We start from the raw sequence: 25,952 nt of genomic DNA, 5'->3' as shown, positions 1-25,952 counted from the left end.
TTCATGGACTGGTTTGCGGTTGGGCCCGAAATGTTGGGCATCTTGTTTTTGGTAGCAATACTGGCGGGTTTTATCGACTCCATCGCCGGCGGTGGCGGTTTACTGGGCGTCCCGGCATTGATGGCGGTTGGACTTTCTCCCGCGCAGGCGCTGGCGACCAACAAGCTTCAGGCCGTTGGCGGCTCCTTCTCCGCCAGCCTGTACTTTATCCGTCGCCGGGCGGTCAACTTAAGCGAACAAAAGCTGGCCATCGCGCTGACGTTTGCGGGATCAATGTTTGGCGCCTGGCTGATTCAGCAGATGCATGCTGACTTTCTGCGCCAACTGTTGCCGGTGTTAATCATCACCATCGGCCTTTATTTTCTGTTGTCGCCCAAAATTGGCGATACCGATCGGCAGCGCCGTCTTTCCGGCTTGCCTTTTGCGGTGGTCGCGGGCGGTTGTGTCGGGTTTTACGACGGTTTCTTCGGGCCGGGCGCGGGATCGTTTTACGCGCTGGCGTTTGTCGCACTGGGTGGTTTTAATCTGGCGAAGGCGACCGCGCATGCCAAAGTGCTCAATTTCACCTCGAATTTTGGCGGTCTGCTGTTTTTTATCCTTGGCGGAAAGGTGGTGTGGGGACTGGGCGCCGTGATGCTGCTCGGGCAATTTATTGGTGCCCGTATCGGTGCCAAAATGGTCCTGAACAAAGGGCAGAAGCTGATTCGCCCCATGCTGGTGATGGTTTCCGCCGTGATGAGCGGCAAGCTGATCTATGACAGTCACGGCACTGAGATCGGCGCCTGGTTGGGGCAATTTTTCTCATGACGATAAATAACGCGATGGAAACTCATCATTATCAGCAGTTAATCGAGATTTTCGATGGCTGTTTCAGCCGTGAATACAATACGCGCCTGATTAAAGGCGACGATGAACCTATCTATCTGCCCGCTGATGAACAGGTGCCGTATCATCGGGTTGTGTTTGCTCACGGCTTTTACGCCAGCGCGCTGCACGAAATTTCCCACTGGTGCGTCGCGGGGAAACAGCGTCGTTTGCTGGTTGATTTTGGTTACTGGTATTGCCCGGACGGGCGTGACGCGGCCACACAAAGCCAGTTTGAAGTGGTTGAAATTAAGCCGCAGGCTTTTGAGTGGCTATTCTGCGTGGCGGCGGATTTTCCGTTTAACGTCAGTTGCGATAATCTCAATGGCGACAGCGAGCCGGATCGCATTGATTTCCAGCGTCGCGTACACGCGCAGGTGATGACGTATTTACAGCAGGGAATCCCCCCGCGTCCCGCGCGCTTTATTCGTGCCTTACAATCGTTTTACAATACGCCGCCGCTGACGGCGGAATGCTTTCCGTATCCGGCCGATCTGAGCTGAATACGAAGGAACAGATTAACTGAGGGTAATAAATGATCGCAGAATTTGAAGCGCGCATTCTGGCGCTGATTGACGATATGGTGGAGCATGCCAGCGACGACGAACTGTTTGCCGGTGGCTACTTGCGCGGTCATTTGACTGTGTCCGTGGCGGAAGCCGAAGAAAACGGCGAGCATACGCTGGAAGCGTTAAATGTCCGCGTCAGCGAAAGTATTGATAAAGCGATAAAGAATGGCGAACTTTCTCCGCCGGATCAAATTCTGGTTAACCGTATGTGGGAAAACTTATTCCAGCAGGCGCAGAATTCACAAACGCACTAGGTGACGCGGCGCGGTGTTGGTCATGCCCGCGGGGGTGGGCATTCCTTCTTTAACGTTTCTGTCAGACCGGTCTGCCTTTCAACAATTTCCTGATCCAAAAGCGATTCGGGCTCAGCGCCGCCAGTGTTTCCCGGTCTAACGGCAGCGGTTCGCCATAAATCTGCGAGGCCAGTATTTCCGCTGACAACGGAGCAGAGCACAGTCCGCGCGACCCCAACGCGCCGATGATAAACAGGTTCGGATAGACGGGGGCGGACGGCAGATTTTGCGTGTCGCGCTGGCGGTGGAGCAGATCCTGATAAACGTCGAGCGTTCGGCGGTAATCAGGGACAGCGCCCAGTAACGGCAGGTGATCGCGCAATGCGCAGCGCACGCCCTGACGCGCCTTACGGCCACTGACATCGATTTGCGCCGTCCAGCCGGCGGCGGGCAGACAGCTCAACAGGCGTTGGCAATTTTCCTGCTGTTCCGCTTCCCGATAATCATTGCCGGTATCGCCGCGCCGGTAGCTGGCGCCGATACAATGCTCCTGATGCCGCGGACTGACGGGCGTCAGATAGCCGTCATAGCACAGCACCTGTTGCAGCCGCTGTAATGCCGGGGTGGTCGGGATATGACTGACCTGACCGCGTACCGGATAGCAGGGTAACCGGCGGGTTTGCGGCCAGTCGGAAAGCTGATGACCATTCGCCAGGATCAGCGCGGCATGGGTTGCCTGTTGCCCCTCGCCGAGCGTAAGTGTCCAGCCGTCATCCGTTGGTGCAATGGCGGCGACCGGGGTATTCATTCTGGCGATCAGCCCTTGTTTCTTAGCCAGCGTGATGGCCGAAGCGGTCAACTCCGCCGGACAAAGCCAGCCGCCGTCGGGGTAGGTCACGCCGCCCACGCCCAGAGCCAGACCGTTCTTTTCTTCCAACTGTCGCGCGGTGACGCCCAACACCAATTCCCTCGGCCATTTACCCCGCAGAATCTGTTCGATCTTGCGGGCGCTTTTTTCATCATAGGCGAGTTGACTGACGCCGCACCACTGATGTTCAAACGCCACGCCCTGCGCGGCCAGCGCAGCATACTGCCGGCGGGCGAAGGTGAAGGCGGTGGCGAAAAAGCGTGAAAGTGCATCATGCTTGTCGTTCAGCAATGGGTAGAGCGCGCCTTGTCGGTTGCCCGATGCGCCCATGGCGGGTTGCGCTTGCGCGCAGTAGAGCGTGATGGTGGCGCCGCGTCTTTGCAGGGCAAGAGCGGTTAATACGCTGGCGATACCGCCGCCAACGATCGCGATGTCATGGGTAGGCGTTGCCGCAGGACGCGCATACCACGGCATTGACGACGGGGCCGGGAGCGCGGCGGGAAGGATGCCACTCAGCATTTCGCGCTTCTGTCCAAATCCTTTGATTTTACTGACGCTGAACCCGGTTTGTTGTAACCCGCGCCGGACGAATCCCGCGGCGGTAAACGTGGCGAACGTGCCTTGTTCGCGGCACAGTCGCGCCATGGACTGGAACAGATTGTCCGTCCACATATCCGGGTTTTTCGCGGGGGCGAAACCATCCAGAAACCAGGCGTCAATCTGGTGATTTAATGAGTCATCTAAGGCGGGCAGCAGCGCATTCACATCGCCAAACCACAGATCAAGCGTGATTCGCCCCTCAGCCAGAATCAGCCGATGACAGCCCGGCAGCGGAAAAGGCCATTGCTGGCGTAGCGCGTCTGCGTAGCGAGCCAGTTCGGGCCACTGCGCGTGTGCGACGGCCAGATCTTGCTGCCGCAGGGGGAATTTTTCAAAACTGATGAAATGCAGACGCTGCAATGTCGTTTCTGACCATTGGGTTCTGAATTGGTCGAAGGCCTGCCACAGCGCCAGAAAATTAAGCCCGGTGCCGAAGCCGGTTTCCGCGATGACGCAACTGGCGCGCGGGTGCGTTAGAAATCGTTCAGGGAACTGATTGCCCTGTAAAAACACATATCGGGTTTCCGCTAACCCATCCTGATTGGAAAAATAGACGTCATCAAATTGTTGCGATACAGGTGTACCCTGTTCGTTCCAGTTTAATGATGCATGCTGGATGGGACGGTTGTTCACGGCAAATAACTCATTATTCAAGCGATGCGGCGATTCTAACGAGCAGAGTGCTAAGGCGCAAATTTAGCAAAAGTTCGGCTGATCGGACTTGTTCAGCTTACAACTGTACGCTAAAGTGCGATGCGAAATCCCAAATTTTATAAGTGGAAGAGGTATTGAATGAAACGTGCAGTGATTACTGGTCTGGGGATCGTATCAAGCATAGGTAATAACCAGCAGGAAGTTCTGGCGTCTTTGCGTGAAGGGCGTTCGGGTATTACTTTCTCTCAAGAGCTGAAAGATTCCGGCATGCGTAGTCACGTCTGGGGCAATGTCAAACTGGATACTGCCGGACTGATTGAGCGTAAGGTTGTACGTTTCATGAGTGATGCCTCTATCTACGCATACCTGTCAATGGAACAAGCCGTAGAAGATGCGGGTCTGGCTCCTGAAATGTATCAGTGCAACCCGCGTGTGGGGCTGATTGCCGGTTCCGGCGGCTCCGCCCGTAATCAGGTGTTAGGCGCTGACGCCATGCGCAGCTCGCGCGGCCTGAAAGCCGTTGGCCCCTATGTGGTCACCAAAGCCATGGGGTCCGGCGTTTCCGCGTGTCTGGCAACGCCGTTCAAAATTTTCGGCGTTAACTACTCCATCAGTTCCGCCTGCGCCACTTCCGCACACTGTATTGGCAATGCGGTCGAACAGATTCAGATGGGTAAACAGGATATTGTGTTTGCCGGCGGCGGTGAGGAACTGTGCTGGGAACTGGCCTGTGAATTTGATGCCATGGGCGCGCTCTCTACCAAATATAACGAAACGCCGGAAAAAGCGTCACGCACATACGATGCGGATCGTGATGGCTTTGTTATCGCCGGCGGCGGCGGTATGGTCGTGGTCGAAGAGCTGGAACACGCGCTGGCGCGCGGCGCGCATATCTATGCGGAAATTATCGGCTATGGCGCAACGTCTGATGGTTCCGAAATGGTTGCGCCGTCAGGTGAAGGCGCGGTGCGTTGCATGAAGATGGCGCTCCAGGACGTTAAAGCCCCGATCGATTACATCAATACGCACGGTACGTCGACGCCGGTGGGCGATGTGAAAGAACTGGGCGCGATCCGTGAAGTGTTCGGTGACAATGTGCCCGCGATTTCCGCCACCAAAGCGATGACCGGCCACTCACTGGGCGCCGCAGGTGTCCAGGAAGTGATTTATACGCTGCTGATGCTGGAACATGGTTTCATTGCGCCAAGCATCAACATCGATACGCTGGATGAACATGGGGTAGGGATGAATATCATCACCGAACCCACCGAGCGTAAGCTGACGACGGTGATGTCGAATGGCTTCGGCTTCGGCGGTACTAACGCCGCGCTGGTGATGAGCAAATTAGCGAAGTAATCGCGTTTGGCGCGGTTCCCCTTCACCCTGTAGACGTGATGTCGGCAGGGTGTTTTTGTTGGTGCCGCAGGCTGGCGACTAAACTAACACCCATAGCACAAAGACAGCGACGCAGACGCTGGCAATCACCAAAAACAGGGGTTTCTGGAACAGGGATTGCCAGTTAAGCGGCAGCGAAGCGATCAACGGATTAAACAGCGGTAGCGGATACAGCGGTAATGCCGTCTGCTCATTTTCCTGCGATCGCAGACGCTGTGTGAACAGGAACGTTAGAACGTCACTCATTTGCATGGGTGTGAGTGGCGTTTGTAATCCAACGTTGAAACGATTCTGCGTGTAATCCAGCAGCGTTTGCTGTTCGTCAGCCGCGAGGGGCGGTTGTAACACGCCTTGCAATACGGCGAGGTTGGATGCGGCAAACACCGCCGTCGTCTGCGCGCCGGGTTGTGATGTCGGCAGCGGCGCGTTGGCCGCTGTTTGCGAATTGCCAGGGGCGGCTTGCCCCGGTATGGCATTGTCCGCCGCGTTTGCCTGTGCGGGAGATTGCGGTAATGACGATGACGTTTGTAACAATGTACTCGTCTGCTGCAACGCCACTTGCGTTTGCAGAAACTGGGTCAGCAGTTGCAGATTTTTTAAGGGAATGGCGTCTCCCGCCTTTAAATTCTGCATGGTCATCAGCGTCGTCCAGATTTTGCCAGGCTGTTCTCCAGTTTGAGCCGCCAGGCGGTTCACCCACTGATTCAAACTGTTTTGCTCGGTGGGAAGCAACGGACGGTCAGACGCACTAAGCGCGGTCTGAGATACGTTTGCCGAGGTGGTCGATTGGACGATTTGCCCTTGTTGCACTAGCGTCACCACCTGTTGCAACTGCGCCTTGCTCAGTGAACCCAGTTCTGTATGACCGAACTGTTGGCGGATGAAATCACTGACGGCCTGACGATTATTCCCCTGCGGCAGCATGTCGGTCAGACGTTGCAGCAACTGCTGTCGTCCAGCGTTATCCTGAATTTGGGTTAATCGCGTTTGCAGCAGTTGCTCCGCGGGCTGATAGTGACGAGACTGAAGTTCACTGGTTTGCGTCAATCCCAGATCTTGCTTCACATTACTCCAGACTTCGTTGGCTTTTGCTGTCGTCAGCGCCGCCACTTTGAGCACCAGGTTTTCAAGCGTGATGCGCTGTGCCGGGGTCAGCGGCAGATCCCCGCCGCTGGAAGGGCCGACGGTGGATGGGGATGTCGTGGCGTTGACCGGGCGTTCGCCCGGCAGTGGGGCTCCCGGGCCGCTTACAGGTTGCATACTGGCTATCCTCACCGTTGGCGGTAAATGAAAGGGATCATAGCAAGCTCCATTCGGCTTCGATAGCCGCATTACGGCCAAAAAACGGCGTTAATCGCGAGGGGACCGCTTAAACAGAGGGCGCCGCAAACGCTGCGCCAGCACCACGCCCAGCAGCGTTATGCCGCCGCCAATCAAATGATAACCCTGCAATGATTCTCGCAAAAACATAATGGCGATGATTGCGGTGAATATCGGCGTCAGATTCATGAAGATAGCGGTGGTGCCGGCGCCCAGTCGCATCACGCCCTGAATCCACAGGTAAGGCGCCAGAATCGATGCCATGACCCCGGCGAAAATCACCAATGGCAAGTTCTGGCTGTTGAGCCGCACATTGTCGGTTAACAGGAAATTAGGGATCAGCAATATGACGCCAAAAGCGATTTGCACATAGAGCGACAACCAGTTGGGCAGTGGGATACTCCACCGTTTGGTCAACACGCCGTACAAGGCATAAGCGCTGGCCGCGCAGAACATCATGATTTCACCGGGACCGATACCCTGTTCGAGAATCTGTTCCGGGCGCCCCCCGCTGACAAGCCACACAATGCCCCCCAGTGACAATGCGCCGCCCAGCAAGATGCCGAGCGTAGGCGCAATGCGCAGTAGCGGAATACTGAGGATCACCGTCAGTAACGGCAGCAGCGACCCCATGATCCCCATCATCAATGCACTGATGGTTTGCGCCGCATAGTACGCCAGACTTTGATATAGCACCATGCCCAGCAGACCGAGTACCAGCAGTTTCCAGCCATATTGACGGATCGTGGCGATATGGCGCCGCACGCCCGGCAGCATGAAAGGGGTCATGACCGAAAAAGCCAGTAGCCAGCGATAAAAAGAGATCGCGGCAGGATCAATCACCGCAGCGGACAGTTTATTAACGATGATATTGATCGACCAGATCAGGACGGCAATGATGGGAAACGATGCGTTCAAATTAATACTTCTCATACAGCGCAGAAAAGCATCCAGTTTAACACCGCCGCTTTGAATGTGTTGAATGACTGCGTTTCCATCAGGCACTGATCAAACACATGACGGTTTATAGGGTCAATCATGATGCTTGTGAGGTATCGATCATCGCTTGCGGCGGGGGCGGTGAATAAGCCCTTGGGCATCCCCCTCATTCAGTGGCAAAATAGCCACCCTCTTTTTGACTGGGTAGCAGGTTACCGGGGAAACGAATGAAGATTCTGGTTGATGAAAATATGCCGTATGCCCTCGAGTTGTTTAGCCGTTTGGGTGAGGTGCGGGCTGTACCGGGGCGTCCTCTGCCGTCTGAAACCCTGAAAGGCGCCGATGCCTTGATGGTGCGTTCGGTAACGAAAGTCAATGCTGAACTGCTGGCCGGAACATCGGTGAAGTTTGTCGGCAGTGCAACGGCGGGCACCGACCATGTTGACCAGAGCTGGCTTGCCGCGAATGGCATCCGCTTTTCCGCCGCGCCGGGCTGTAACGCCATCGCGGTGGTGGAATATGTCCTCTCTTCCCTGCTAATGCTCGCCGAACGCGATGGTTTTCAACTGCGTGACAAAACGGTGGGGATCGTCGGCGTGGGAAATGTGGGCGGCAGGCTGAATACCAGGTTGCAAGCGTGGGGCGTCAAAACGCTGCTGTGCGATCCGCCCAGAGCGGATCGTGGCGATGATGAAGCTTTTTTGCCGCTGGCAACGCTGGTTCGGGATGCTGATATTCTGACTCTGCATACGCCCCTGTATGCGGAAGGCCCTTACCGGACAAAACATCTGGTTGATGCGGCCGTGCTGGATAACTTCGCCGACGGACGCATTCTGATTAACACCTGCCGCGGCCCGGTGGTGAATAATGAGGCGCTGCTGGATGCTCTGAAGCGCGGAAAAAAACTCAGCGTGATCCTTGATGTTTGGGAGCCGGAGCCCGCGCTGTCCAGCGAACTGCTGAAGCGGGTCGATATCGGTACGGCGCACATCGCGGGTTATACGCTCGAAGGCAAAGCCCGTGGCACGACTCAGGTTTTTGAAGCCTGGAGCCAGTTTGCCGGCAATCCGCAGCGGGTTGCCTTGTCCTCTTTACTTCCTGCGCCTGAATTCGCCGGCGTCACGCTGACGTCACCGCTGGATCAAGCGTTACTAAAGCGTCTGGCGCATCTGGTGTATGATGTGCGCCGTGATGATGCCCTGTTACGTCAGGCTGTTCATCAGGACGGCGGATTTGACCGCCTGCGTAAGCATTATCAGGAACGACGCGAATGGTCGTCACTCCATGTTATCTGCGCCGATGCCGCCAGCGCGGAATGCCTGACTAAGTTGGGATTCAATGCTAGCGCGGCGATCACACCGTAATCTCAATGGGTGTTGTATTCATAAATTGGGGAGAGAAACCACATGTTTGACGGCTGGAATATTGCTCTGCTTGGCGCAACGGGCGCTGTGGGTTCAGCGTTGCTGGAATTGCTACAGGAACGCGAATTTCCAGTGGGCGAACTGTATCCGCTGGCCAGTGAACGTAGCGTGGGCGAAATCTTACGTTTTAATGGGAAATCCTGCCCGGTCGAGGACGCTGCGGATTTCGACTGGTCGCAGGCACAACTGGCGTTCTTTGTCGCCGGTCAGGAAGCCAGCCAGCGTTATGCGGAAGAAGCCGGTAACGCTGGGTGTCTGGTGATTGACAGCAGCGGTCTGTTCGCGCTGGAGCCGGATGTGCCGCTGGTGGTGCCGGGGGTGAATAACCACGTACTGGCGGATTACCGCAATCGCAATATTGTCGCGGTGGCGGACAGCCTGACCAGTCAGTTGTTGGTGGCGATCAAACCGCTGACGGATATCGCGGGTCTGTCCCGTCTGCATGTTACCTCCATGCTGTCGGTTTCTGCGCGCGGCAAAGCGGCGGTGAGCGATTTGGCAGGACAAAGCGCGCGTCTGCTGAATGGTATTCCGCCGGAAACCGGCATTTTCCTGAAGCAATTGGCGTTCAATTTGTTGCCCCTGTTACCGGATAACGAAGGCAGTGTGCGTGAGGAGCGTCGTCTGGTGAACGAAGTGCGTAAAGTGTTGCAGGATGAAGGATTGCCGCTTTCCGTCACCTGCATTCAGTCACCGGTGTTTTACGGCCATGCTCAGGTCGTTCATCTGGAGGCCTTGCGTCCGCTATCTGCGGAAGAGGCGCGTAACGAACTGTTGACGGTGGATGAGGTTCAGATAAGCGATGAACAGGACTATCCGACCCAGGTGGAGGACGCCTCTGGCAATGTACAACTGAGCATCGGCTGTTTGCGCAATGATTATGGTATTCCTGAACAGCTTCAGTTCTGGTCGGTGGCTGATAACGTTCGTTTTGGCGGCGCGATAATGGCATTGGAAACGGCGGAATGTTTGGTGCGGGAGTATCTGGGGTAATGTCGGAACCGATGTTGGCGGCGGCGGTTCAGGGCGGTGATCGCGCCCCGCTGAAAATTGCGCTGGGAATTGAATATGATGGCAGCCGCTACTATGGTTGGCAGCGTCAGGCGGAAGTCGGCAGCGTGCAGGAATGCCTTGAGCAAGCCTTGAGTAAAGTGGCGAATGAGCCGATCGCCGTTTTCTGTGCCGGGCGTACCGATGCGGGCGTGCATGCAACAGGGCAGGTGGTGCATTTTGTGACGCGGGCGGTGCGTAAAGATGCCGCCTGGACGATGGGGGTGAACGCGAATCTGCCATCAGATATCGCGGTGCGCTGGGTGAAAAGGGTGGATGATGATTTTCATGCCCGTTTCAGCGCCACGGCGCGCCGCTATCGTTATGTGATTTATAATCATCGCTATCGTCCCGCGGTACTGGCGCGGGGCGTTACGCACTGTTATCTGCCGCTGGATGCCGAACGAATGGCGCGCGCGGGTCAAAGCCTGGTGGGGGAGAATGATTTTACCTCGTTTCGCGCGGTGCAGTGTCAGTCGCGTACTCCGTGGCGCAATGTAAATCATTTAAAGGTCACGCGTCATGGCGCTTATATCGTGGTAGATATTAAGGCCAATGCGTTTGTACATCATATGGTTCGCAACATTGTCGGCAGCCTGATGGAAATTGGCTGTGGCAACCAGTCGGAAAGGTGGATAGCGGAACTGCTGGCGGCAAAAGATCGCTCACTGGCGGCGGCCACGGCCAAAGCGGAAGGGTTGTATCTGGTCGCGGTGGACTATCCCAAGCGTTTTGCTTTGCCGCACCCCCCAATGGGGCCGCTATTTTTGCATGATGAATTCTGAATGAGAGTGGTGTGTATCATCATTTTCCATTAAAAGAGATGTTTTTATGGAATTTATACGGTTTATTATTGATTTTATTCTGCATATTGATGTGCATCTGGCGGAACTGGTCGCGCAATACGGTGTCTGGATTTATGCCATTTTGTTTCTGATCTTGTTTTGTGAAACCGGGCTGGTGGTGACGCCTTTTTTGCCGGGCGATTCATTGCTGTTTGTGGCGGGGGCGTTGGCTGCGTTGCCATCGAATGACCTGAATGTGCATACGATGGTTTTCCTGATGATTACCGCGGCGATTCTGGGGGATGCGGTAAACTACACCATTGGCCGTCTGTTCGGTGAAAAGTTGTTCAGTAACCCGGATTCAAAAATCTTCCGGCGCAGCTATTTGGATAAAACGCATCAGTTTTATGAACGTCACGGCGGAAAAACAATAATTCTGGCGCGCTTTGTCCCGATTGTGAGAACATTTGCGCCCTTTGTCGCCGGGATGGGGCATATGAGCTACCGTCATTTCGCGGCTTATAATGTTATCGGGGCGCTGCTGTGGGTTGTTTTGTTTACCTACGCCGGGTATCTGTTCGGTGATTTGCCGATCGTGCAGGAAAATCTGAAATTACTGATTGTCGCAATTATTTTTGTCTCTATCCTGCCGGGTATTATAGAGATTATTCGGCACCGCAGAGCGGCGGCGCGCGGCAATGCGGAATAAGTGAAAAGTCGTGTAACGTCCGATTTGACCAGTTTTTTATCCACAGTACCGGATCGTTATGGTTTAATGGGCGGCATTTATGGTCTGTTCTTGGAACAATCCTTGATGCCAATGCCTTAATATCGCTTTGACGTGCGTCTTGGGCATTTTTTAATTGGCAGTATTGTCAGGGAATAGTTGACGTATGAACAGCGGACTGGCATGTGCCAGGTTCAAGCAGAAAGGTTATCAATGAGCTGGATTGAACGAATTCTTAACAAAAGCAATATCACCCCGACTCGTAAAGCGAACATTCCAGAGGGCGTGTGGACCAAATGTGATAGTTGCGGTCAGGTACTGTATCGTGCGGAACTGGAGCGCAATCTGGAAGTTTGTCCGAAGTGCGACCACCATATGCGTCTTTCCGCTCGCGCTCGCCTGCAAGCTTTTCTGGATAAAGAAGGCTCGGTGGAGTTAGGTAGCGAACTGGAACCGAAAGATGTCTTGAAATTTCGGGATTCAAAAAAATATAAAGACCGTCTGGTCGCGGCGCAGAAGCAGTCTGATGAAAAAGATGCCCTGATCGTCATGAAAGGGACGTTATATGGTATGCCGGTCGTTGCCGCTTCCTTTGAGTTTGCTTTTATGGGCGGTTCGATGGCTTCTGTGGTTGGGGCGCGTTTCGTTCGCGCGGTCGAACAGGCGCTGGAAGAGGGTTGCCCGCTGGTCTGTTTCTCCGCCAGCGGCGGCGCCCGTATGCAGGAAGCCTTGATGTCGCTGATGCAGATGGCGAAAACCAGCGCGGCATTGGCTAAAATGCGTGAGCGCGGGCTGCCGTACATCTCGGTCCTGACCGATCCGACCATGGGCGGGGTATCTGCTAGTCTGGCGATGTTGGGCGATCTGAACATCGCTGAGCCCAAAGCCCTGATCGGTTTCGCGGGGCCGCGCGTCATTGAACAGACCGTGCGCGAAAAACTCCCGCCGGGCTTCCAGCGCAGTGAGTTCCTGATTGAAAAAGGCGCTATCGACATGATCGTTCGTCGCCCGGATATGCGTTATAAGCTGGCGACGATTCTCGCTAAGCTGACCAATCGGCCGGAACCAGGCAACGATATGGTTGAACACCGCGGCGATGCTACATCTGAATCACAGGATGAAGTGTAGCTGAATAGATGAACAGGAAGCGTGAGTCCGCCTCAGGCAGCATTCACGCTTCCTGTATAAAACGAACCGTAAGCCAGTGAACGGGACTCATGGATACTCTTCAAATACCCCAAGCCACGTCGCCTATGGTCACGTGGCTTCATTATCTGGAGCACCTGCACGCCCAGGCCATTGATTTGGGACTGGAGCGCATTAAGCAGGTTGCCGACCAGCTTCAATTATTACAGCCCGCCGAGGTTGTTTTTACCGTCGCAGGAACCAATGGCAAGGGCACGACCTGCTGTACTCTGGAATCGATACTGATCTCTGCCGGACTGCGCGTCGGTGTCTACAGCTCGCCTCATTTGCTGCGTTATACCGAGCGGGTACGGATTCAAGGGGCTGAACTGCCCGAATCACGTCACTGTCAGGCTTTCGCCGATATCGAAGCCGTAAGAGGGGCGGTTTCTCTAACCTATTTTGAGTTTGGTACGCTGGCGGCGTTGCAGCTATTCAAGCAGGCGAATCTGGACGTTGTGATTTTGGAAGTCGGTCTGGGCGGTCGTCTCGATGCGACCAATATCGTTGATGCGGATGTTGCGGTCGTAACAAGTATCGCGCTCGATCATACTGACTGGCTGGGTAACGAGCGTGAAAGTATCGGCAGGGAAAAAGCCGGGATATTCCGGCAGGATAATCCCGCCGTGGTGGGCGAGCCTGATATGCCGGTTTCAATGGCGGATGTCGCCGATGAAAAAGGGGCGGTGCTGCTATGTCGCGGCAGGGACTGGGATTTCTCTATCCAGCGCGATGGCTGGAGCTGGCAGAACAAGCAGCGCGAACTGTCAGGGCTACCCATGCCGAACATACCGTTGGCGAATGCGGCCACCGCGCTGGCCGCATTAAACTACTCACCGCTGAATATTGGCGAAGAGGCCATTCGTCAGGGGCTGAAACAGGCGGTATTGCCCGGTCGTTTCCAAATTGTCCGCCAAAGGCCGATGCTGATTCTGGATGTGGCGCACAACCCGCACGCCGCCGCGTATCTTGCCGGCCGATTGGCGGCCTTGCCGAAAACGGGGAAGATTCGCGCGGTGGTGGGTATGCTGGCGGACAAAGACATTCCAGGTACGCTGGGCCATTTGCGGCCGCTGGTGGATGAATGGTATTGCGCGCCGTTGGAAGGCCCGCGCGGCGCCACGGCTGAGCAGTTGGCCGGGTATTTGGATCGCTGTCAGTTATTCTCCGATGTTGCCAGCGCCTGGCGCCAGGCGATGACGGTATCGACGAAACAGGATACCGTGGTTGTGTGTGGATCTTTTCATACGGTAGCGCAAGTAATGGAAGCGCTGGATGAGGAGGAGTCGAATGGCGAGTAAATTTCAGAATCGCCTGGTAGGTACTATCATTCTTGTCGCATTAGGCGTGATTGTTTTGCCCGGCTTGCTGGATGGTAAAAAAAAGCACTATGAAGATGAGTTTGCGGCGATCCCGCTGAGCCCCAAACCGGGAGACAGTAATGAACTCGACTCCCTGCCTTCGCTGAATCAGCCTTTGATGAACCCGCCGCTGGAAGGGGCGGACGCGGCAACACAGGATGAGTCAGCGGCACCATCCGCGCAGAATCCGCCTCCCGCCGCGAATGCGCCCGCAGACGTGACGGCGCCGCCAACCGTGGTTGAACAACCGCCTGTTCAACCGCCGGTGGCATCGAGAGAACAACCTAAACCGGAGGAAAAGCCGGAACCGAAACCTGAAACCAAACCCGAGAAGAAACCGGAGACCAGAACCGAAATGCCGGCAAGGGAACAGGCGCCTGCCGGACAAGCCTATATCGTCCAGCTTGGCGCGCTGAAAAATGCAGACAAGGTAAATGAGATTGTCGCCAAGCTTCGTCTTTCCGGCTATCGGGCTTATACCGTCCCCGCGACGCCGGTGCCAGGGCAAATTACCCGTATTTATGTCGGCCCAGATGCCTCCAGGCAGAAGTTGCAGGCATCGTTGGGCGAACTGCAACAACTTAGCGGGCTGAGCGGGCAGGTGAGGTCGCACAGTGTGCGTTAAGGCGGGTGCGAGTCTTTAGTGTCTATTGCTGAAATCGGCGGAAATACGTTACGCAATCGTTTTCTTTTTCTGTTAGAATTCGCCGCAAACAGGATGTCGCAGTGCTTGCCGATAGCATCGTTTATTGATTAGGATCGTTCATGGTTTGGGTTGATTACGTCATTATTGGCATCATCGGATTTTCGGCTCTGGTTAGCCTGATTCGAGGATTTGTACGTGAAGCGTTGTCGCTGGTGACTTGGGGATGTGCGTTTTTTGTCGCCAGCAATTATTACGTCTACCTTGCGGTTTATTTCACCCGTTTTGACGACGAACTGGTCCGTAACGGTATCGCGATTGCCATTCTGTTTATTGCGACGTTGATTGTGGGGGCTATCGTCAACTATGTGATCGGTTCACTGGTTGATCGCACCGGATTATCGGGCACCGATCGTGTACTGGGCATTTGCTTCGGCGCACTGCGGGGGGTGTTGATTGTCTCCGCACTGCTATTCTTTCTGGATACCTTTACCGGTTTTTCACAGAGTGCCGACTGGCAGCAGTCCCAGTTAATTCCGCAGTTCAGTTATATTATCAGGTGGTTTTTTGACTACCTGCAAAGCACGTCAAGTTTCTTGCCGCAGCATGTCACGCTGCGGTAGCGCTGAGAGGAAAAAACACCATGTGCGGTATTGTCGGTATTGCCGGTTTTACGCCGGTCAACCAGTCGATTTATGACGCGTTAACGGTGTTGCAACACCGTGGGCAGGATGCCGCAGGCATCATCACCATTGATGCCTTAAACTGTTTTCGCCTACGCAAAGCCAACGGCCTGGTGAAAGATGTGTTTGAAGCACGACACATGCAACGTTTACAAGGAAACATGGGCATTGGCCATGTGCGTTATCCTACCGCGGGCAGCTCAAGCGCGTCGGAAGCGCAACCTTTTTACGTTAACTCGCCATTTGGGATCACGCTGGCGCATAACGGTAACCTGACTAATGCTCACGAACTGCGCAAAAAGCTGTTTGAGCAAGAGCGTCGCCATGTCAACACCACGTCTGATTCTGAAGTTCTGTTAAACATCTTTGCCAGAGAGCTGGATCGTTTTCAGCACTATCCTCTGGAGGCCGATAATATTTTTGCGGCAGTGGCGGCGACGCACCAGCAAATTCGTGGTGCTTATGCGTGTGTGAGCATGATTATCGGGCACGGGATGGTCGCCTTTCGCGATCCAAACGGTATCCGTCCTCTGGTGATCGGTAAACGCGATCTGGACGATGGACGCTGTGAATATATGGTGGCGTCGGAGAGCGTGGCGCTGGACACCCTGGGTTTTGAATTTTTGCGTGATGTCGCGCCAGGTGAAGCGATCTATATCACTGAAAAAGGGCAGTTGTTTACCCGCCAGTGCGCCGATAATCCAAAGAGCAACCCTTGCCTGTTCGAGTACGTCTACTTTGCGCGCCCTGACTCTTTCATCGACAAAATTTCCGTCTACAGCGCCCGAGTGCGTATGGGGCAAAAGCTCGGTGAGAAAATTGCGCGTCAATGGGAAGATTTGGATATCGATGTGGTTATTCCTATTCCTGAAACGTCCTGTGATATCGCGCTGGAAATTGCACGTATCATCAACAAACCCTATCGTCAGGGATTTGTGAAAAACCGCTATGTGGGTCGGACGTTTATCATGCCGGGCCAGCAGGCGCGACGTAAATCGGTACGCCGTAAGCTGAACGCCAACCGTGCGGAATTCCGTGACAAGAACGTGTTGCTGGTTGATGATTCCATCGTACGTGGTACAACGTCCGAGCAGATCGTTGAAATGGCGCGCGAAGCCGGAGCCAAGCGCGTGTATCTGGCCTCTGCCGCCCCGGAAATTCGCTTCCCTAACGTTTACGGTATTGATATGCCGAGCGTGAATGAGCTGATTGCCCACGGTCGCGAGGTTGACGAGATCTGCCAGCTTATTGGCGCGGATGCGCTGATTTTTCAGGACCTGGGCGATCTTATCGCGGCAGCTCGTGAAGATAACCCGGATATTGCCCAGTTTGAATGTTCTGTGTTTAACGGCGTGTATGTGACCAAAGATGTCGATCAGGGTTACCTCGACTATCTTGAAATGCTGCGTAATGATGATGCTAAAGCGTTGCGCAGCCAGAACGAAGTGGAAGATTTGGAGTTGCATAACGAAGGCTGAGCAGCAAACGCCTTTTTACCACGATGTAATGTTGTAAAGTAATGAGTGAAAAAGGGAGGACGTTCTGGCGTGCTCCCTTTTGTCTATTTCTTGCCTATCGTTAATCATGACGGCTATAACGTCAGCGCAGATCACCTATTTCGCGTCGGTTAATCGCACGCAACCAGTCAGAGGCAGTATTGATGAAACGACTCATTATTGGTATTTCCGGTGCCAGCGGTGTGATTTATGGCATTCGTTTGTTGCAGGTTTTGCAGGCTGTGGAAGGGATAGAAACGCACCTTATCATGAGCCAGGCGGCCCGGCAGACGCTGTCGCTGGAAACTGATTTGAGCTTGCGTGATGTCCAAATCCTGGCGGATGTCGTGCATGATACGCGCGATATTGCCGCCAGTATTTCCTCCGGTTCCTTTAAAACCGACGGAATGGTGATATTACCCTGCTCGATAAAAACGCTGTCAGGTATTGTGCACAGCTACAGCGATAATTTGCTGACGCGCGCGGCGGATGTTGTGCTGAAAGAACGTCGTCCGTTGGTGCTTTGCGTGCGTGAAACCCCGTTGCATCGGGGACATTTGCGGATGATGATGACGGCGGTAGAACTCGGCGCGATCATCATGCCGCCGGTGCCTGCTTTTTATCATCGCCCACAAAGTGTGCAGGATATCATCGATCAGACGGTGAACCGAGTGCTCGATCAGCTTGATATTACGCCGCCGGAAGATCTCTTTACTCGCTGGCAAGGGGCGTGAACACTGCATGTTTTTTACACGCAGGATAAAATAGCGCGACAAGACAAGAACGATAAGAGTATGCCCCAATATGGGGCTTTTTTATTATTGTGCACTTGTGTGTGGCATGTGTGCACTCTAATTGTGCATCGGTGCTGGCGGCGAGCATGCGCGGTGCCCCAATGTTGTTATGCCGCCTCAGTAATAACACGGCGAGAGCAACGGTAATCAAGTGATGAGTCTGCCCCCAGTTCGCTGGCCGTATCATCTTGTCTTTGTTGATACAAATGTCTTATTTTGGCATGAAAACTGCAATACACCGCAGTGTAAGACATACAGCAATGACGTTAGCCGTTTTTAAAGCCATAAACCGTTCTTAAAATCGATAATCCGTTCTGGCGTCCATAAGTGATTTTTGATTTTCAATCTCTCATTGATAAGGGTAGCGATATGAAAAAACTGATAAAAATTTTACCGTTAGCGTTCATTTTGGCGGCAGGGAATGCCATGGCGGATATTCCCAAGAATATTAGAATTGGTACTGATCCCAGCTACGCGCCTTTCGAATCGAAGAGCGCCAGCGGTGAACTGGTAGGGTTTGATATCGATCTGGCAAAAGAGCTGTGTAAGCGTATTGCTGTTAACTGTACGTTTGTCGAAAGTGATTTCGATGCATTAATTCCCTCGCTGAAAGCCAAAAAAATTGATGCCATCATCTCTTCACTTTCCATCACTGAAAAACGGTTACAGGAAATTGCTTTTACTGAAAAACTTTATGCGGCGAATGCCCGCCTGATTGCCAAGAAAGGTTCAGGCATTGAGCCAACACCAGAGTCGTTAAAGGGTAAACGTGTTGGCGTATTGCAGGCATCCACCCAGGAATCTTATGCCAACGCGCATTGGCAGCCCAAAGGGATTGAGATTATCGCTTACCCGAATCAGGAACTCATTTATGCCGATTTAACGGCTGGGCGCGTTGATGTTGCATTTCAGGATGAAGTCGCGGGCAGTGAAGGTTTTCTGAAACAGAATATCGGTAAAGGTTACGAATTCGCGGGGCCTGCGGTAAAGGATGACAAATTTTTCGGCGTAGGCACCGGCATGGGCCTGCGTAAAACGGATACCGAGCTGAAAGCCGCACTGGATAAGGCTTTTGATGAAATGCGTAAAGACGGCACCTACGACACCTTTGCGAAAAAATACTTTGATTTTGATGTCTACGGCGGTTAAACCTCCGGTATTGATTGCCGACTGCGGACACCACCCGTTATCAGAAACACTTGAGGTGAGGCTCCCTGAAGGGAATGCCTCACCGAAAAAACTGGGGGCGTTGAGTTCGCTGTAACTGACATTGTTATCACCGTCATCCCATTAAAAGCAGGAACAACGTATGTCGAATAACAAGCTGATGGTGACGGATCTGCATAAACGTTATGGTCAGCATGAAGTGCTGAAAGGCATTTCGTTACGGGCTAATGCCGGGGACGTAATTTCGATTATCGGATCATCCGGTTCCGGTAAAAGTACATTGCTGCGTTGCATCAACTTTCTGGAAAAACCCTGTGAGGGGACGATTCACGTCAACGATCAGGAGATTCGCATGGTGCAGGACGGCGATGGTCAGTTGAAAGTGTTTGATAAAAAACAACTCCAACTGTTGCGTACACGCCTGACTATGGTGTTTCAGCACTTTAATCTGTGGAGCTTTATGACCGCGTTGGAAAACGTGATGGAAGCGCCAATGCAGGTTCTGGGGCTGAGCAAAGCGGAAGCTAGGGAACGTGCCGTTTTTTATCTGGATAAGGTCGGTATCTCCGGGGCGGCGCAGGATAAATATCCGGTCAATCTCTCCGGCGGTCAGCAGCAGCGCGTATCGATTGCGCGGGCGTTGGCAATGGAGCCGGAAGTGTTGCTGTTTGATGAACCGACCTCGGCGCTTGACCCTGAATTGGTTGGCGAGGTGCTGCGTATTATGCAGAAGCTGGCTGAAGAAGGGAAAACGATGGTGGTAGTCACGCATGAAATGGAGTTTGCGCGCCACGTTTCCAGCCATGTAATTTTTCTTCACCAGGGTGTGATTGAAGAAGAAGGGCCGCCTGACGCCGTGTTCGGTAGTCCCAAAAGTCCGCGTTTACAGCAGTTTCTGTCTGGCGCGTTGAAGTGACCTCTCTCTGGCTGCCCTGTCGGTCAGCCAGCTTTCCTCTCGCTATCTTTCTGTGTAACGATCTCTTTCAAGGTTTCCTCCAGCTCAAAGAAACGAAAGCCGAACCCTGCCGCTTCCAACCGGTTTGGCAGCGCGCGCTGTCCACCCAGTACCAGCGTTGACGCTTCTCCCATCAGCAACTTGATGGCGAAAGCCGGCGCGCGCAGAAAACCGGGCCGGTTCAGTACCTGCGCCAGCGTAGCTGAAAACTGTTCGTTGCGTACCGGATAAGGGGAAACCATGTTAAATGGTCCGCTGAGTATTGGGTTGTCCAGCAGATAAAGAATCCCGTTTACCATGTCATCAATATGAATCCACGACATATACTGTTTCCCCGACCCCATTGGTCCGCCGAGTCCCAGCCGGAAAATGGACAGCATTTTTGCCAGCGCCCCCCCTTCGGCGGAAAGCACAATGCCGGTACGCAACAGGCAAACACGGGTTTTGTCGCTTTCCGCCGATTGCGCCAGTGCTTCCCAACGGGCGCACAGATGATGGGTAAACTCATTGACGGGCGTTTCATCTTCTGTGACCAGTGCGGAACCCTGATCGCCGTAATAGCCCACGGCAGAACCGGAGATAAGCACGGAAGGCGGCTCGCTACTGGCGCTGATCAGCTTGGCGAGCTGTTCGGTAATGTTCCAGCGGCTCTGGCTCAGGCGCTTTTTTTGCTGCGTCGTCCAACGCTTGTCGGCAATGGGCTCACCAGCCAGATTAATGACGCCATTGAAACCGTTAAGCGAGGTTTTGTTGTTTAGCGTGGACCAGTATTCCACTTGGTCGCCCAATACCCGCCTGGCGCGCTCGGGATCACGGGTCAAGACGGTGACATGATGAGAAAGCAAGAGTAAACGTTGAATCAGATGACGTCCGATAAGGCCGGTTCCACCGGTAATGAGTAATTGCATGCTTGGCCTCGCTTATCCCTTTATTGTCCAGTTGGCTTTTTGAGCACGGTGACGGGCCTACGCCTTGTAATAGCACATGGTCATGGAGACGGAATCGGCGTATCGCAAGGCAAACAGTTTATCCACTTCTACTTCAGCATAGGTGATCCAATCATGATCGCTGGCGATATTGAGCACATCCTGGGTTAATTTTTCCAGCAGAGCGAAGCGGTTTTCCTCGACATGGCGAATGATGTTTTTGGTGATGGTGCGGTAATTCAACGCATCGTCGATATTCTCGCTGTTGCGTGAACGTGCTGCCGGGTAATGGACCACAACGTTAATTACCACATCTTGTTTATTATTGATCTCCTCTTCCTTGATACCAATGAAGGTACGAAGCCGCAGGTTTTTTATGCGAATTATGGCATCGGTATTACGGTATGACATTCATTAACCCTCAATTTTCCTTTTTTGACCTGAAGTCGACGCGCTGAGCGTTGTCTCATACCGGGCGGATTTCAATCCGCGCCGAGGCGAATATTTCGCGCCTTGTCCCGTTTCGGCGCCGCTTCTCGTGTGTATCGGTAACATACCAGAAGAATAGCGGCAGGCCGGCGTAATGAAGAGAGAATGATGATTATTCTGCCAAATTATAAGCGCGTTCTGTAGCCGGACGTTCGCTAATACGTGCATACCAGTCTTTTACCGCCGGATAATCATCCAGTTCAATACGTTGACGCGCGTAAGAGACGACCCACGGATAGGTTGCGATATCGGCAATACTGTAGCGATCGCCGGCCAGCCAGGTATTTTTCTGAAGCTGCTTGTCCAGTACGCGATACAAACGCTGGGTTTCTTGTTGATAGCGTTCCATCGCATAGGGAACCGGTTGAGGCGCATAGTGATTGAAATGGTGGTTTTGCCCCAGCATGGGGCCAAATCCCGCGACTTGCCAGAACAGCCATTGCAGGGTTGCGGTGCGCTCGCGCAGATCTTTGCTGAGCAGCACGCTATGTTTTTCTGCCAGATACAGCAGGATAGCGCCAGACTCAAACAAACTGATAGCCTTGCCGCCGTCGGCTGGCTGGTGATCGACAATGGCCGGAATCTTGTTGTTAGGCGAAATAGCCAGAAACTCGGGTTTAAACTGCTCACCCGTACCAATGTTAACGCGGTGAAGCTGATAAGGCAGATCGGTTTCTTCAAGGAACAAGGTAATTTTGTGCCCGTTAGGTGTAGGGGCATAATAAAGATCGATCATGATTGGCGCCTCCGTTTCATTTCATAAAACGTTTACTTCATAAAACACAGTGGCATCGGGTGACGATGGCTCATGCCGATGTTCAGTGACCCATTTATATTGGGCCCAATTACTATGTTTGGTCAAAAGGCATTTCCAGAATCCACAAGATCACCCTTCCATTTTAGCATCTGAAATATCAGCAATAGATCAATTCATCACACTGTTTACGGTTTCGGGAACATTGCTCTTAAAGCACGCATAAGCTGCTGCATTACGGGGCAGTGTGTCTCAAAACGGCGCAGTGCAATGAGAAACGGATTTGGAAAGCGCCTGCGTTTGTGGTTTCTTTCCATCTGGTACACTCTTTGCACCACACCTTGAGATTAGGTTGGTATCAGGGGATGGCAAGATGGAAAACAAACAAGCAGAACCGGGGTTGAAACGGACACTGGGCAGTTTCCACTTGTGGGGCATTGCCGTAGGTCTGGTGATTTCGGGCGAGTATTTTGGCTGGAGTTATGGTTGGGCGCAGGCCGGCACATTAGGCTTTCTGATTACTGCGCTGGCGATTGCCGCGATGTATTGCGCGTTTATTTTCAGCTTCACTGAACTGAGCACTTCCATTCCACACGCCGGCGGCCCGTTCGCCTACGCCTATCGTGCGTTCGGCCCGGCAGGGGGCTTTATCGCCGGATTTGCCACGCTGATTGAATTTGTGTTTGCACCGCCTGCCATTTCGATGGCTATCGGCGCCTATCTGAATGTGCAGTTCCCGTCATTGGATCCCAAATGGGTGGCGGTCAGCGCTTACCTGATATTTATGGGACTCAATATTCTTGGCGTGGGTATCGCCGCAACATTTGAGCTATTGGTCACGCTGCTGGCCATATTCGAGTTGCTGGTGTTTATGGGCGTGGTTGCGCCAGGCTTTGAATGGAGCAATTTCGCCAGCGGCGGATGGGCGGGTTCCGACTTATTCAGCACGGTTGCGATATCCGGTATCTTTGCCGCTATCCCCTTTGCCATCTGGTTCTTTCTGGCGATTGAAGGGGCGGCGATGGCGGCCGAGGAAGCCAAAGATCCCCGCCGTACCATTCCGCGCGCTTTCATCTGCGGTATTCTGACCTTAACGATGCTGGCGATTGGCGTAATGTTGTTCGCAGGCGGCGTCGGCGACTGGCGACAGTTGTCTAACATCAACGACCCGTTACCTCAGGCGATGAAGCAGATTGTCGGCAGTAACAGCGGTTGGTTGCATATGCTGGTTTGGCTTGGGTTGTTTGGTCTGGTGGCGTCATTCCACGGCATTATCATGGGCTACTCGCGCCAGATCTTTGCGCTGGCCCGCGCCGGTTATCTGCCTAAGCCACTGGCTCGCGTGCATACTCGTTTCCGCACGCCGCATCGCGCTATTCTGGCGGGAGGCGTTGTCGGCATTGCCGCGATATTCTCTGATTCGCTGGTGACCCTCGGTGGTCAACCGTTAACCGCCAACATTGTGACGATGTCGGTATTTGGCGCGATTGTTATGTATATCACGTCAATGGCGTCGCTTTTCAAACTGCGCCGCAGCGAGCCGAATCTGGCGCGTCCGTTCCGTGCGCCGTGGTATCCGTTTGCCCCGGCGTTTGCGCTGGTAATGGCGGTGATCTGTCTGGCCGCTATGGTGTACTACAACCCGCTGCTGGCGATGATTTTTGCGGTCATGATGTTGCTGGGCTACGGCTGGTTCCGTCTGACCGGCACTTCGCGTGAGACGGCGGCGTTTGACCCGGAGTTAACGGTTTCCAAGTAACAAACGGTTTCCCATAGCGAAAATGACGGCTCGCTATCTGATCGCGGGCCGCTGCCGCATAACGATGGAGGCGAATGGATGTATCAGACAACGCTGAGTCTCCACAGCTATCGTTTTCACGATCTGCGTGAGCTGATGGCGAAAGCATCGCCTGCCCGTTCCGGTGATTTTCTGGCGGGCGTGGCGGCGCAAAGCGCCGAGGAACGCATGGCGGCACGCATGGCGCTGGCGGATTTGCCGCTGAAGACGTTCTTGCAGCAGGCGCTTATTCCTTACGAACAGGATGAGGTCACTCGGCTGATTGTCGATTCACACGATGAAGCGGCGTTCGCCCCAGTTTCTCACCTGACCGTGGGGGATTTCCGCGACTGGTTGTTAAGCGAACGCACGGACAGCGCGCTGCTCTCCCAGGTTGCTAAAGGCATTACGCCGGAAATGGCGGCCGCCGTCAGTAAACTGATGCGCAATCAGGATTTGATTTTGGTCGCGAAGAAATGCCAGGTGGTTACCCGGTTTCGCAATACCCTGGGGTTACCGGGCCATATCAGTGTGCGGCTACAGCCTAATCATCCGACGGACGATTTAAAGGGTATCGCCGCCAGCATGCTTGACGGGTTGTTGTACGGAAGCGGTGATGCGATGGTGGGAATCAATCCTGCCAGCGACAGCCTGCCGCTGTTGGAAAAACTCAATTACATGCTGGCCGATGTGATTGGCCGCTTTGAAATTCCGACCCAATCCTGTGTGCTGACACACGTCACTAATACGCTGCAACTGATGGAGCGCGGTGCGCCGGTTGATCTGGTTTTTCAATCAATCGCCGGTACGGAAGCGACCAACTGTAGTTTCGGTTTTAATCTGGCGACGCTGGAAGAGGCGTATCAGGCGGCGTTAAGCCTGAAACGCGGCACGCTGGGGCACAACGTGATGTATTTTGAAACCGGGCAGGGCAGTTGCCTGTCGGCCAATGCGAATCACGGAGTGGATCAGCAAACGTGTGAAGCGCGCGCCTACGCGGTTGCCCGCCGTTTCTCCCCGTTTTTGGTGAATACGGTGGTGGGCTTTATCGGCCCTGAATACCTGTATGACGGTAAACAAATTATCCGCGCCGGTCTGGAGGACCATTTTTGCGGCAAGCTGATGGGCGTCCCGCTCGGGTGCGATGTGTGCTATACCAACCACGCAGAGGCCGATCAGGATGACATGGATACGTTGCTGACGCTGCTCGCCAATGCCGGGTTGACATTCCTGATGGGGGTTCCGGGCGCGGATGACATCATGTTGAACTATCAGAGCACCTCTTTCCACGATGCGCTTTATGTTCGCGAACTACTGGGGCTGAAACATGCGCCTGAGTTTGGCGAATGGCTGGAGAAAATGCGCATCATTGACGCCCAGGGACGCTTGCGTGATACCGGCAGCCAGCACCCGCTATTGCAACATCAGCCTTATCTGGAGGGACGTGTATGAGCGAGGCGATCCACGACAATCCCTGGGAGACGCTGCGCGAATTTACGGCTGCGCGTATTGCCCTGGGGCGTACCGGAGCGAGTCTGCCGACCCGCGAACTGTTGAAATTCGGCATGGCCCATGCGCAGGCCAGGGATGCCGTTCATCAGGTTTTTGACAGTGAAGCGCTGGCGAATGAACTGGACGACGCCGGATTGAAAACGCTGACGGTTCACAGTGCGGCTCAAACGCGGGAGCAGTATCTGTGCCGGCCCGATTTAGGCCGTCGGCTGTCGGAGCCGAGCCGAGCACTGCTAATGAGTTCATCAGCCCGGCAACCTGATCTGCTTTTGGTTATCGGAGACGGTTTGTCTTCCAAAGCGGTGCACCGGCAGGCAGTGCCATTAATATTGGCGTTGCAGCCATACCTGGAACTGCTGGGGCTTTCTCTGGCGCCTATTGTGCTGGCTCATCAGTCTCGTGTCGCGCTGGGTGATGATATCGGTGAGTGCATACAGGCCAAAGCGGTTGCGATCCTGATTGGCGAACGCCCCGGCCTGTCGTCGCCGGATAGCCTGAGTGTCTATATGACCTGGGGACCGCACACCCGTCGGCTTGAGTCGGAGCGCAACTGTCTCTCTAACATTCGCCCGGAAGGGTTGGATTACCCTTTGGCGGCATTTAAGTTGGCCTGGTTGCTGGAGCAATCTTTCCAGCGCCGTTTGTCGGGTGTTCAACTTAAAGATGAAAGTGATAACCCGGCACTGCACGGACGGATTAAGCCGCCGTCGTTGCTGATGTCGCGTTGATGTTCGGCGTAGCCGCAAGTCTGGGATCGGGAACCGGTTACGGCGCTATTTATG

25 protein-coding genes are annotated in these 25,952 nt (G+C 54.0%); 19 read left to right on the top strand and 6 right to left on the bottom strand.

Annotation, left to right across the window (positions count from 1 at the left end; translation table 11 throughout):
- The first annotated feature begins 3 nt into the window (after positions 1-3).
- The 3 genes from EH207_RS11990 to EH207_RS11980 are packed head-to-tail and all read left to right on the top strand — an operon-like array spanning position 4 to position 1,687.
- A complete protein-coding gene (locus EH207_RS11990) occupies positions 4-807 on the top strand; it encodes a sulfite exporter TauE/SafE family protein (RefSeq protein ID WP_137714198.1) in 804 nt (267 codons plus the stop codon).
- Positions 808-821: 14 nt separating this feature from the next.
- Positions 822-1,367, top strand: a complete 546-nt coding sequence (locus tag EH207_RS11985) for an elongation factor P hydroxylase (RefSeq protein WP_377805052.1) — start codon at positions 822-824, stop codon at positions 1,365-1,367.
- 32 nt (positions 1,368-1,399) lie between these two features.
- Entirely contained in the window at positions 1,400-1,687 is a 288-nt protein-coding gene (locus EH207_RS11980) for a YfcL family protein (RefSeq protein WP_137714197.1), read from the top strand.
- A 61-nt stretch (positions 1,688-1,748) separates the two neighbouring features.
- Here the strand turns inward: EH207_RS11980 and mnmC are convergent, their stop codons facing one another.
- Complete coding sequence (mnmC, locus tag EH207_RS11975) at positions 1,749-3,767, bottom strand: bifunctional tRNA (5-methylaminomethyl-2-thiouridine)(34)-methyltransferase MnmC2/FAD-dependent 5-carboxymethylaminomethyl-2-thiouridine(34) oxidoreductase MnmC1 (protein ID WP_137714196.1); 2,019 nt, start codon at positions 3,765-3,767, stop codon at positions 1,749-1,751.
- Between the two features lie 159 nt (positions 3,768-3,926).
- Between mnmC and fabB the strand changes: the two genes are divergently transcribed.
- A complete protein-coding gene (gene fabB, locus EH207_RS11970) occupies positions 3,927-5,144 on the top strand; it encodes a beta-ketoacyl-ACP synthase I (protein ID WP_137714195.1) in 1,218 nt (405 codons plus the stop codon).
- Positions 5,145-5,222: 78 nt separating this feature from the next.
- On the opposite strand, the gene flk is transcribed toward fabB, so the two are convergent.
- Positions 5,223-6,443 carry a flagella biosynthesis regulator Flk gene (gene flk / locus EH207_RS11965; RefSeq protein WP_137714194.1) on the bottom strand — a complete coding sequence of 407 codons (1,221 nt, stop codon included), beginning with the start codon at positions 6,441-6,443 and terminating at the stop codon, positions 5,223-5,225.
- Between the two features lie 90 nt (positions 6,444-6,533).
- Positions 6,534-7,421, bottom strand: a complete 888-nt coding sequence (locus EH207_RS11960) for a DMT family transporter (RefSeq protein ID WP_425456709.1) — start codon at positions 7,419-7,421, stop codon at positions 6,534-6,536.
- 248 nt (positions 7,422-7,669) lie between these two features.
- Here EH207_RS11960 and pdxB point away from each other — a divergent pair, with 248 nt between their 5' ends.
- The 12 genes from pdxB to hisP all read left to right on the top strand — a co-directional run bounded on the left by pdxB (position 7,670) and on the right by hisP (position 19,673).
- Positions 7,670-8,806 carry a 4-phosphoerythronate dehydrogenase PdxB gene (gene pdxB, locus EH207_RS11955; RefSeq protein ID WP_137714193.1) on the top strand — a complete coding sequence of 379 codons (1,137 nt, stop codon included), beginning with the start codon at positions 7,670-7,672 and terminating at the stop codon, positions 8,804-8,806.
- A gap of 42 nt (positions 8,807-8,848) precedes the next feature.
- Entirely contained in the window at positions 8,849-9,859 is a 1,011-nt protein-coding gene (locus EH207_RS11950; RefSeq protein WP_137714192.1) for an aspartate-semialdehyde dehydrogenase, read from the top strand.
- Positions 9,859-10,701, top strand: coding sequence for a tRNA pseudouridine(38-40) synthase TruA (gene truA / locus EH207_RS11945; protein WP_175413672.1), 843 nt, complete (start codon positions 9,859-9,861; stop codon positions 10,699-10,701). The genes EH207_RS11950 and truA overlap by 1 nt, the downstream gene beginning before the upstream one ends.
- Positions 10,702-10,747: 46 nt before the next feature.
- A complete protein-coding gene (locus EH207_RS11940; RefSeq protein WP_137714191.1) occupies positions 10,748-11,410 on the top strand; it encodes a DedA family protein in 663 nt (220 codons plus the stop codon).
- 231 nt (positions 11,411-11,641) lie between these two features.
- The gene (accD, locus tag EH207_RS11930; protein WP_137714190.1) at positions 11,642-12,556 is read left to right on the top strand and encodes an acetyl-CoA carboxylase, carboxyltransferase subunit beta; all 915 of its coding nucleotides are present in this window, start codon (positions 11,642-11,644) and stop codon (positions 12,554-12,556) included.
- A gap of 89 nt (positions 12,557-12,645) precedes the next feature.
- Positions 12,646-13,914, top strand: coding sequence for a bifunctional tetrahydrofolate synthase/dihydrofolate synthase (folC, locus tag EH207_RS11925; protein ID WP_137714189.1), 1,269 nt, complete (start codon positions 12,646-12,648; stop codon positions 13,912-13,914).
- Entirely contained in the window at positions 13,904-14,599 is a 696-nt protein-coding gene (dedD, locus tag EH207_RS11920) for a cell division protein DedD (RefSeq protein WP_137714188.1), read from the top strand. The genes folC and dedD overlap by 11 nt, the downstream gene beginning before the upstream one ends.
- 140 nt (positions 14,600-14,739) lie before the next feature.
- The gene (gene cvpA / locus EH207_RS11915) at positions 14,740-15,240 is read left to right on the top strand and encodes a colicin V production protein (RefSeq protein WP_137714187.1); all 501 of its coding nucleotides are present in this window, start codon (positions 14,740-14,742) and stop codon (positions 15,238-15,240) included.
- Positions 15,241-15,260: 20 nt separating this feature from the next.
- On the top strand, positions 15,261-16,778 hold the full coding sequence (gene purF / locus EH207_RS11910) for an amidophosphoribosyltransferase (RefSeq protein ID WP_137714186.1): 1,518 nt from the start codon (positions 15,261-15,263) through the stop codon (positions 16,776-16,778).
- Between the two features lie 182 nt (positions 16,779-16,960).
- On the top strand, positions 16,961-17,530 hold the full coding sequence (locus tag EH207_RS11905; RefSeq protein WP_137714185.1) for a UbiX family flavin prenyltransferase: 570 nt from the start codon (positions 16,961-16,963) through the stop codon (positions 17,528-17,530).
- Between the two features lie 429 nt (positions 17,531-17,959).
- A complete protein-coding gene (locus tag EH207_RS11900) occupies positions 17,960-18,739 on the top strand; it encodes a lysine/arginine/ornithine ABC transporter substrate-binding protein (RefSeq protein ID WP_137714184.1) in 780 nt (259 codons plus the stop codon).
- 160 nt (positions 18,740-18,899) lie between these two features.
- The gene (gene hisP, locus EH207_RS11895; protein WP_137714183.1) at positions 18,900-19,673 is read left to right on the top strand and encodes a histidine ABC transporter ATP-binding protein HisP; all 774 of its coding nucleotides are present in this window, start codon (positions 18,900-18,902) and stop codon (positions 19,671-19,673) included.
- A gap of 23 nt (positions 19,674-19,696) precedes the next feature.
- On the opposite strand, the gene EH207_RS11890 is transcribed toward hisP, so the two are convergent.
- The 3 genes from EH207_RS11890 to yfcG form a co-directional block, all read right to left on the bottom strand.
- A complete protein-coding gene (locus EH207_RS11890) occupies positions 19,697-20,620 on the bottom strand; it encodes a TIGR01777 family oxidoreductase (protein ID WP_137714182.1) in 924 nt (307 codons plus the stop codon).
- A gap of 57 nt (positions 20,621-20,677) precedes the next feature.
- The gene (gene folX, locus EH207_RS11885; protein ID WP_137714181.1) at positions 20,678-21,049 is read right to left on the bottom strand and encodes a dihydroneopterin triphosphate 2'-epimerase; all 372 of its coding nucleotides are present in this window, start codon (positions 21,047-21,049) and stop codon (positions 20,678-20,680) included.
- A 190-nt stretch (positions 21,050-21,239) separates the two neighbouring features.
- The gene (gene yfcG / locus EH207_RS11880; RefSeq protein WP_137714180.1) at positions 21,240-21,863 is read right to left on the bottom strand and encodes a GSH-dependent disulfide bond oxidoreductase; all 624 of its coding nucleotides are present in this window, start codon (positions 21,861-21,863) and stop codon (positions 21,240-21,242) included.
- A 391-nt stretch (positions 21,864-22,254) separates the two neighbouring features.
- On the opposite strand from yfcG, the gene eat reads away from it, so the two are divergent.
- From eat to eutC, 3 genes are all read left to right on the top strand, one after another.
- Positions 22,255-23,640: an ethanolamine permease gene (gene eat, locus EH207_RS11875; protein ID WP_137714179.1), complete on the top strand. Its 1,386-nt coding sequence runs from the start codon at positions 22,255-22,257 to the stop codon at positions 23,638-23,640.
- Positions 23,641-23,718: 78 nt separating this feature from the next.
- A complete protein-coding gene (locus EH207_RS11870; RefSeq protein ID WP_137714178.1) occupies positions 23,719-25,110 on the top strand; it encodes an ethanolamine ammonia-lyase subunit EutB in 1,392 nt (463 codons plus the stop codon).
- On the top strand, positions 25,107-25,898 hold the full coding sequence (gene eutC / locus EH207_RS11865) for an ethanolamine ammonia-lyase subunit EutC (RefSeq protein ID WP_137714177.1): 792 nt from the start codon (positions 25,107-25,109) through the stop codon (positions 25,896-25,898). Before EH207_RS11870 ends, eutC begins: the two co-directional genes overlap by 4 nt.
- Positions 25,899-25,952 lie beyond the last annotated feature (54 nt).

Source organism: Brenneria rubrifaciens, assembly GCF_005484945.1.
GTDB lineage: Bacteria > Pseudomonadota > Gammaproteobacteria > Enterobacterales > Enterobacteriaceae > Brenneria > Brenneria rubrifaciens.
This window is presented reverse-complemented; position numbering and strand designations above follow the sequence as displayed.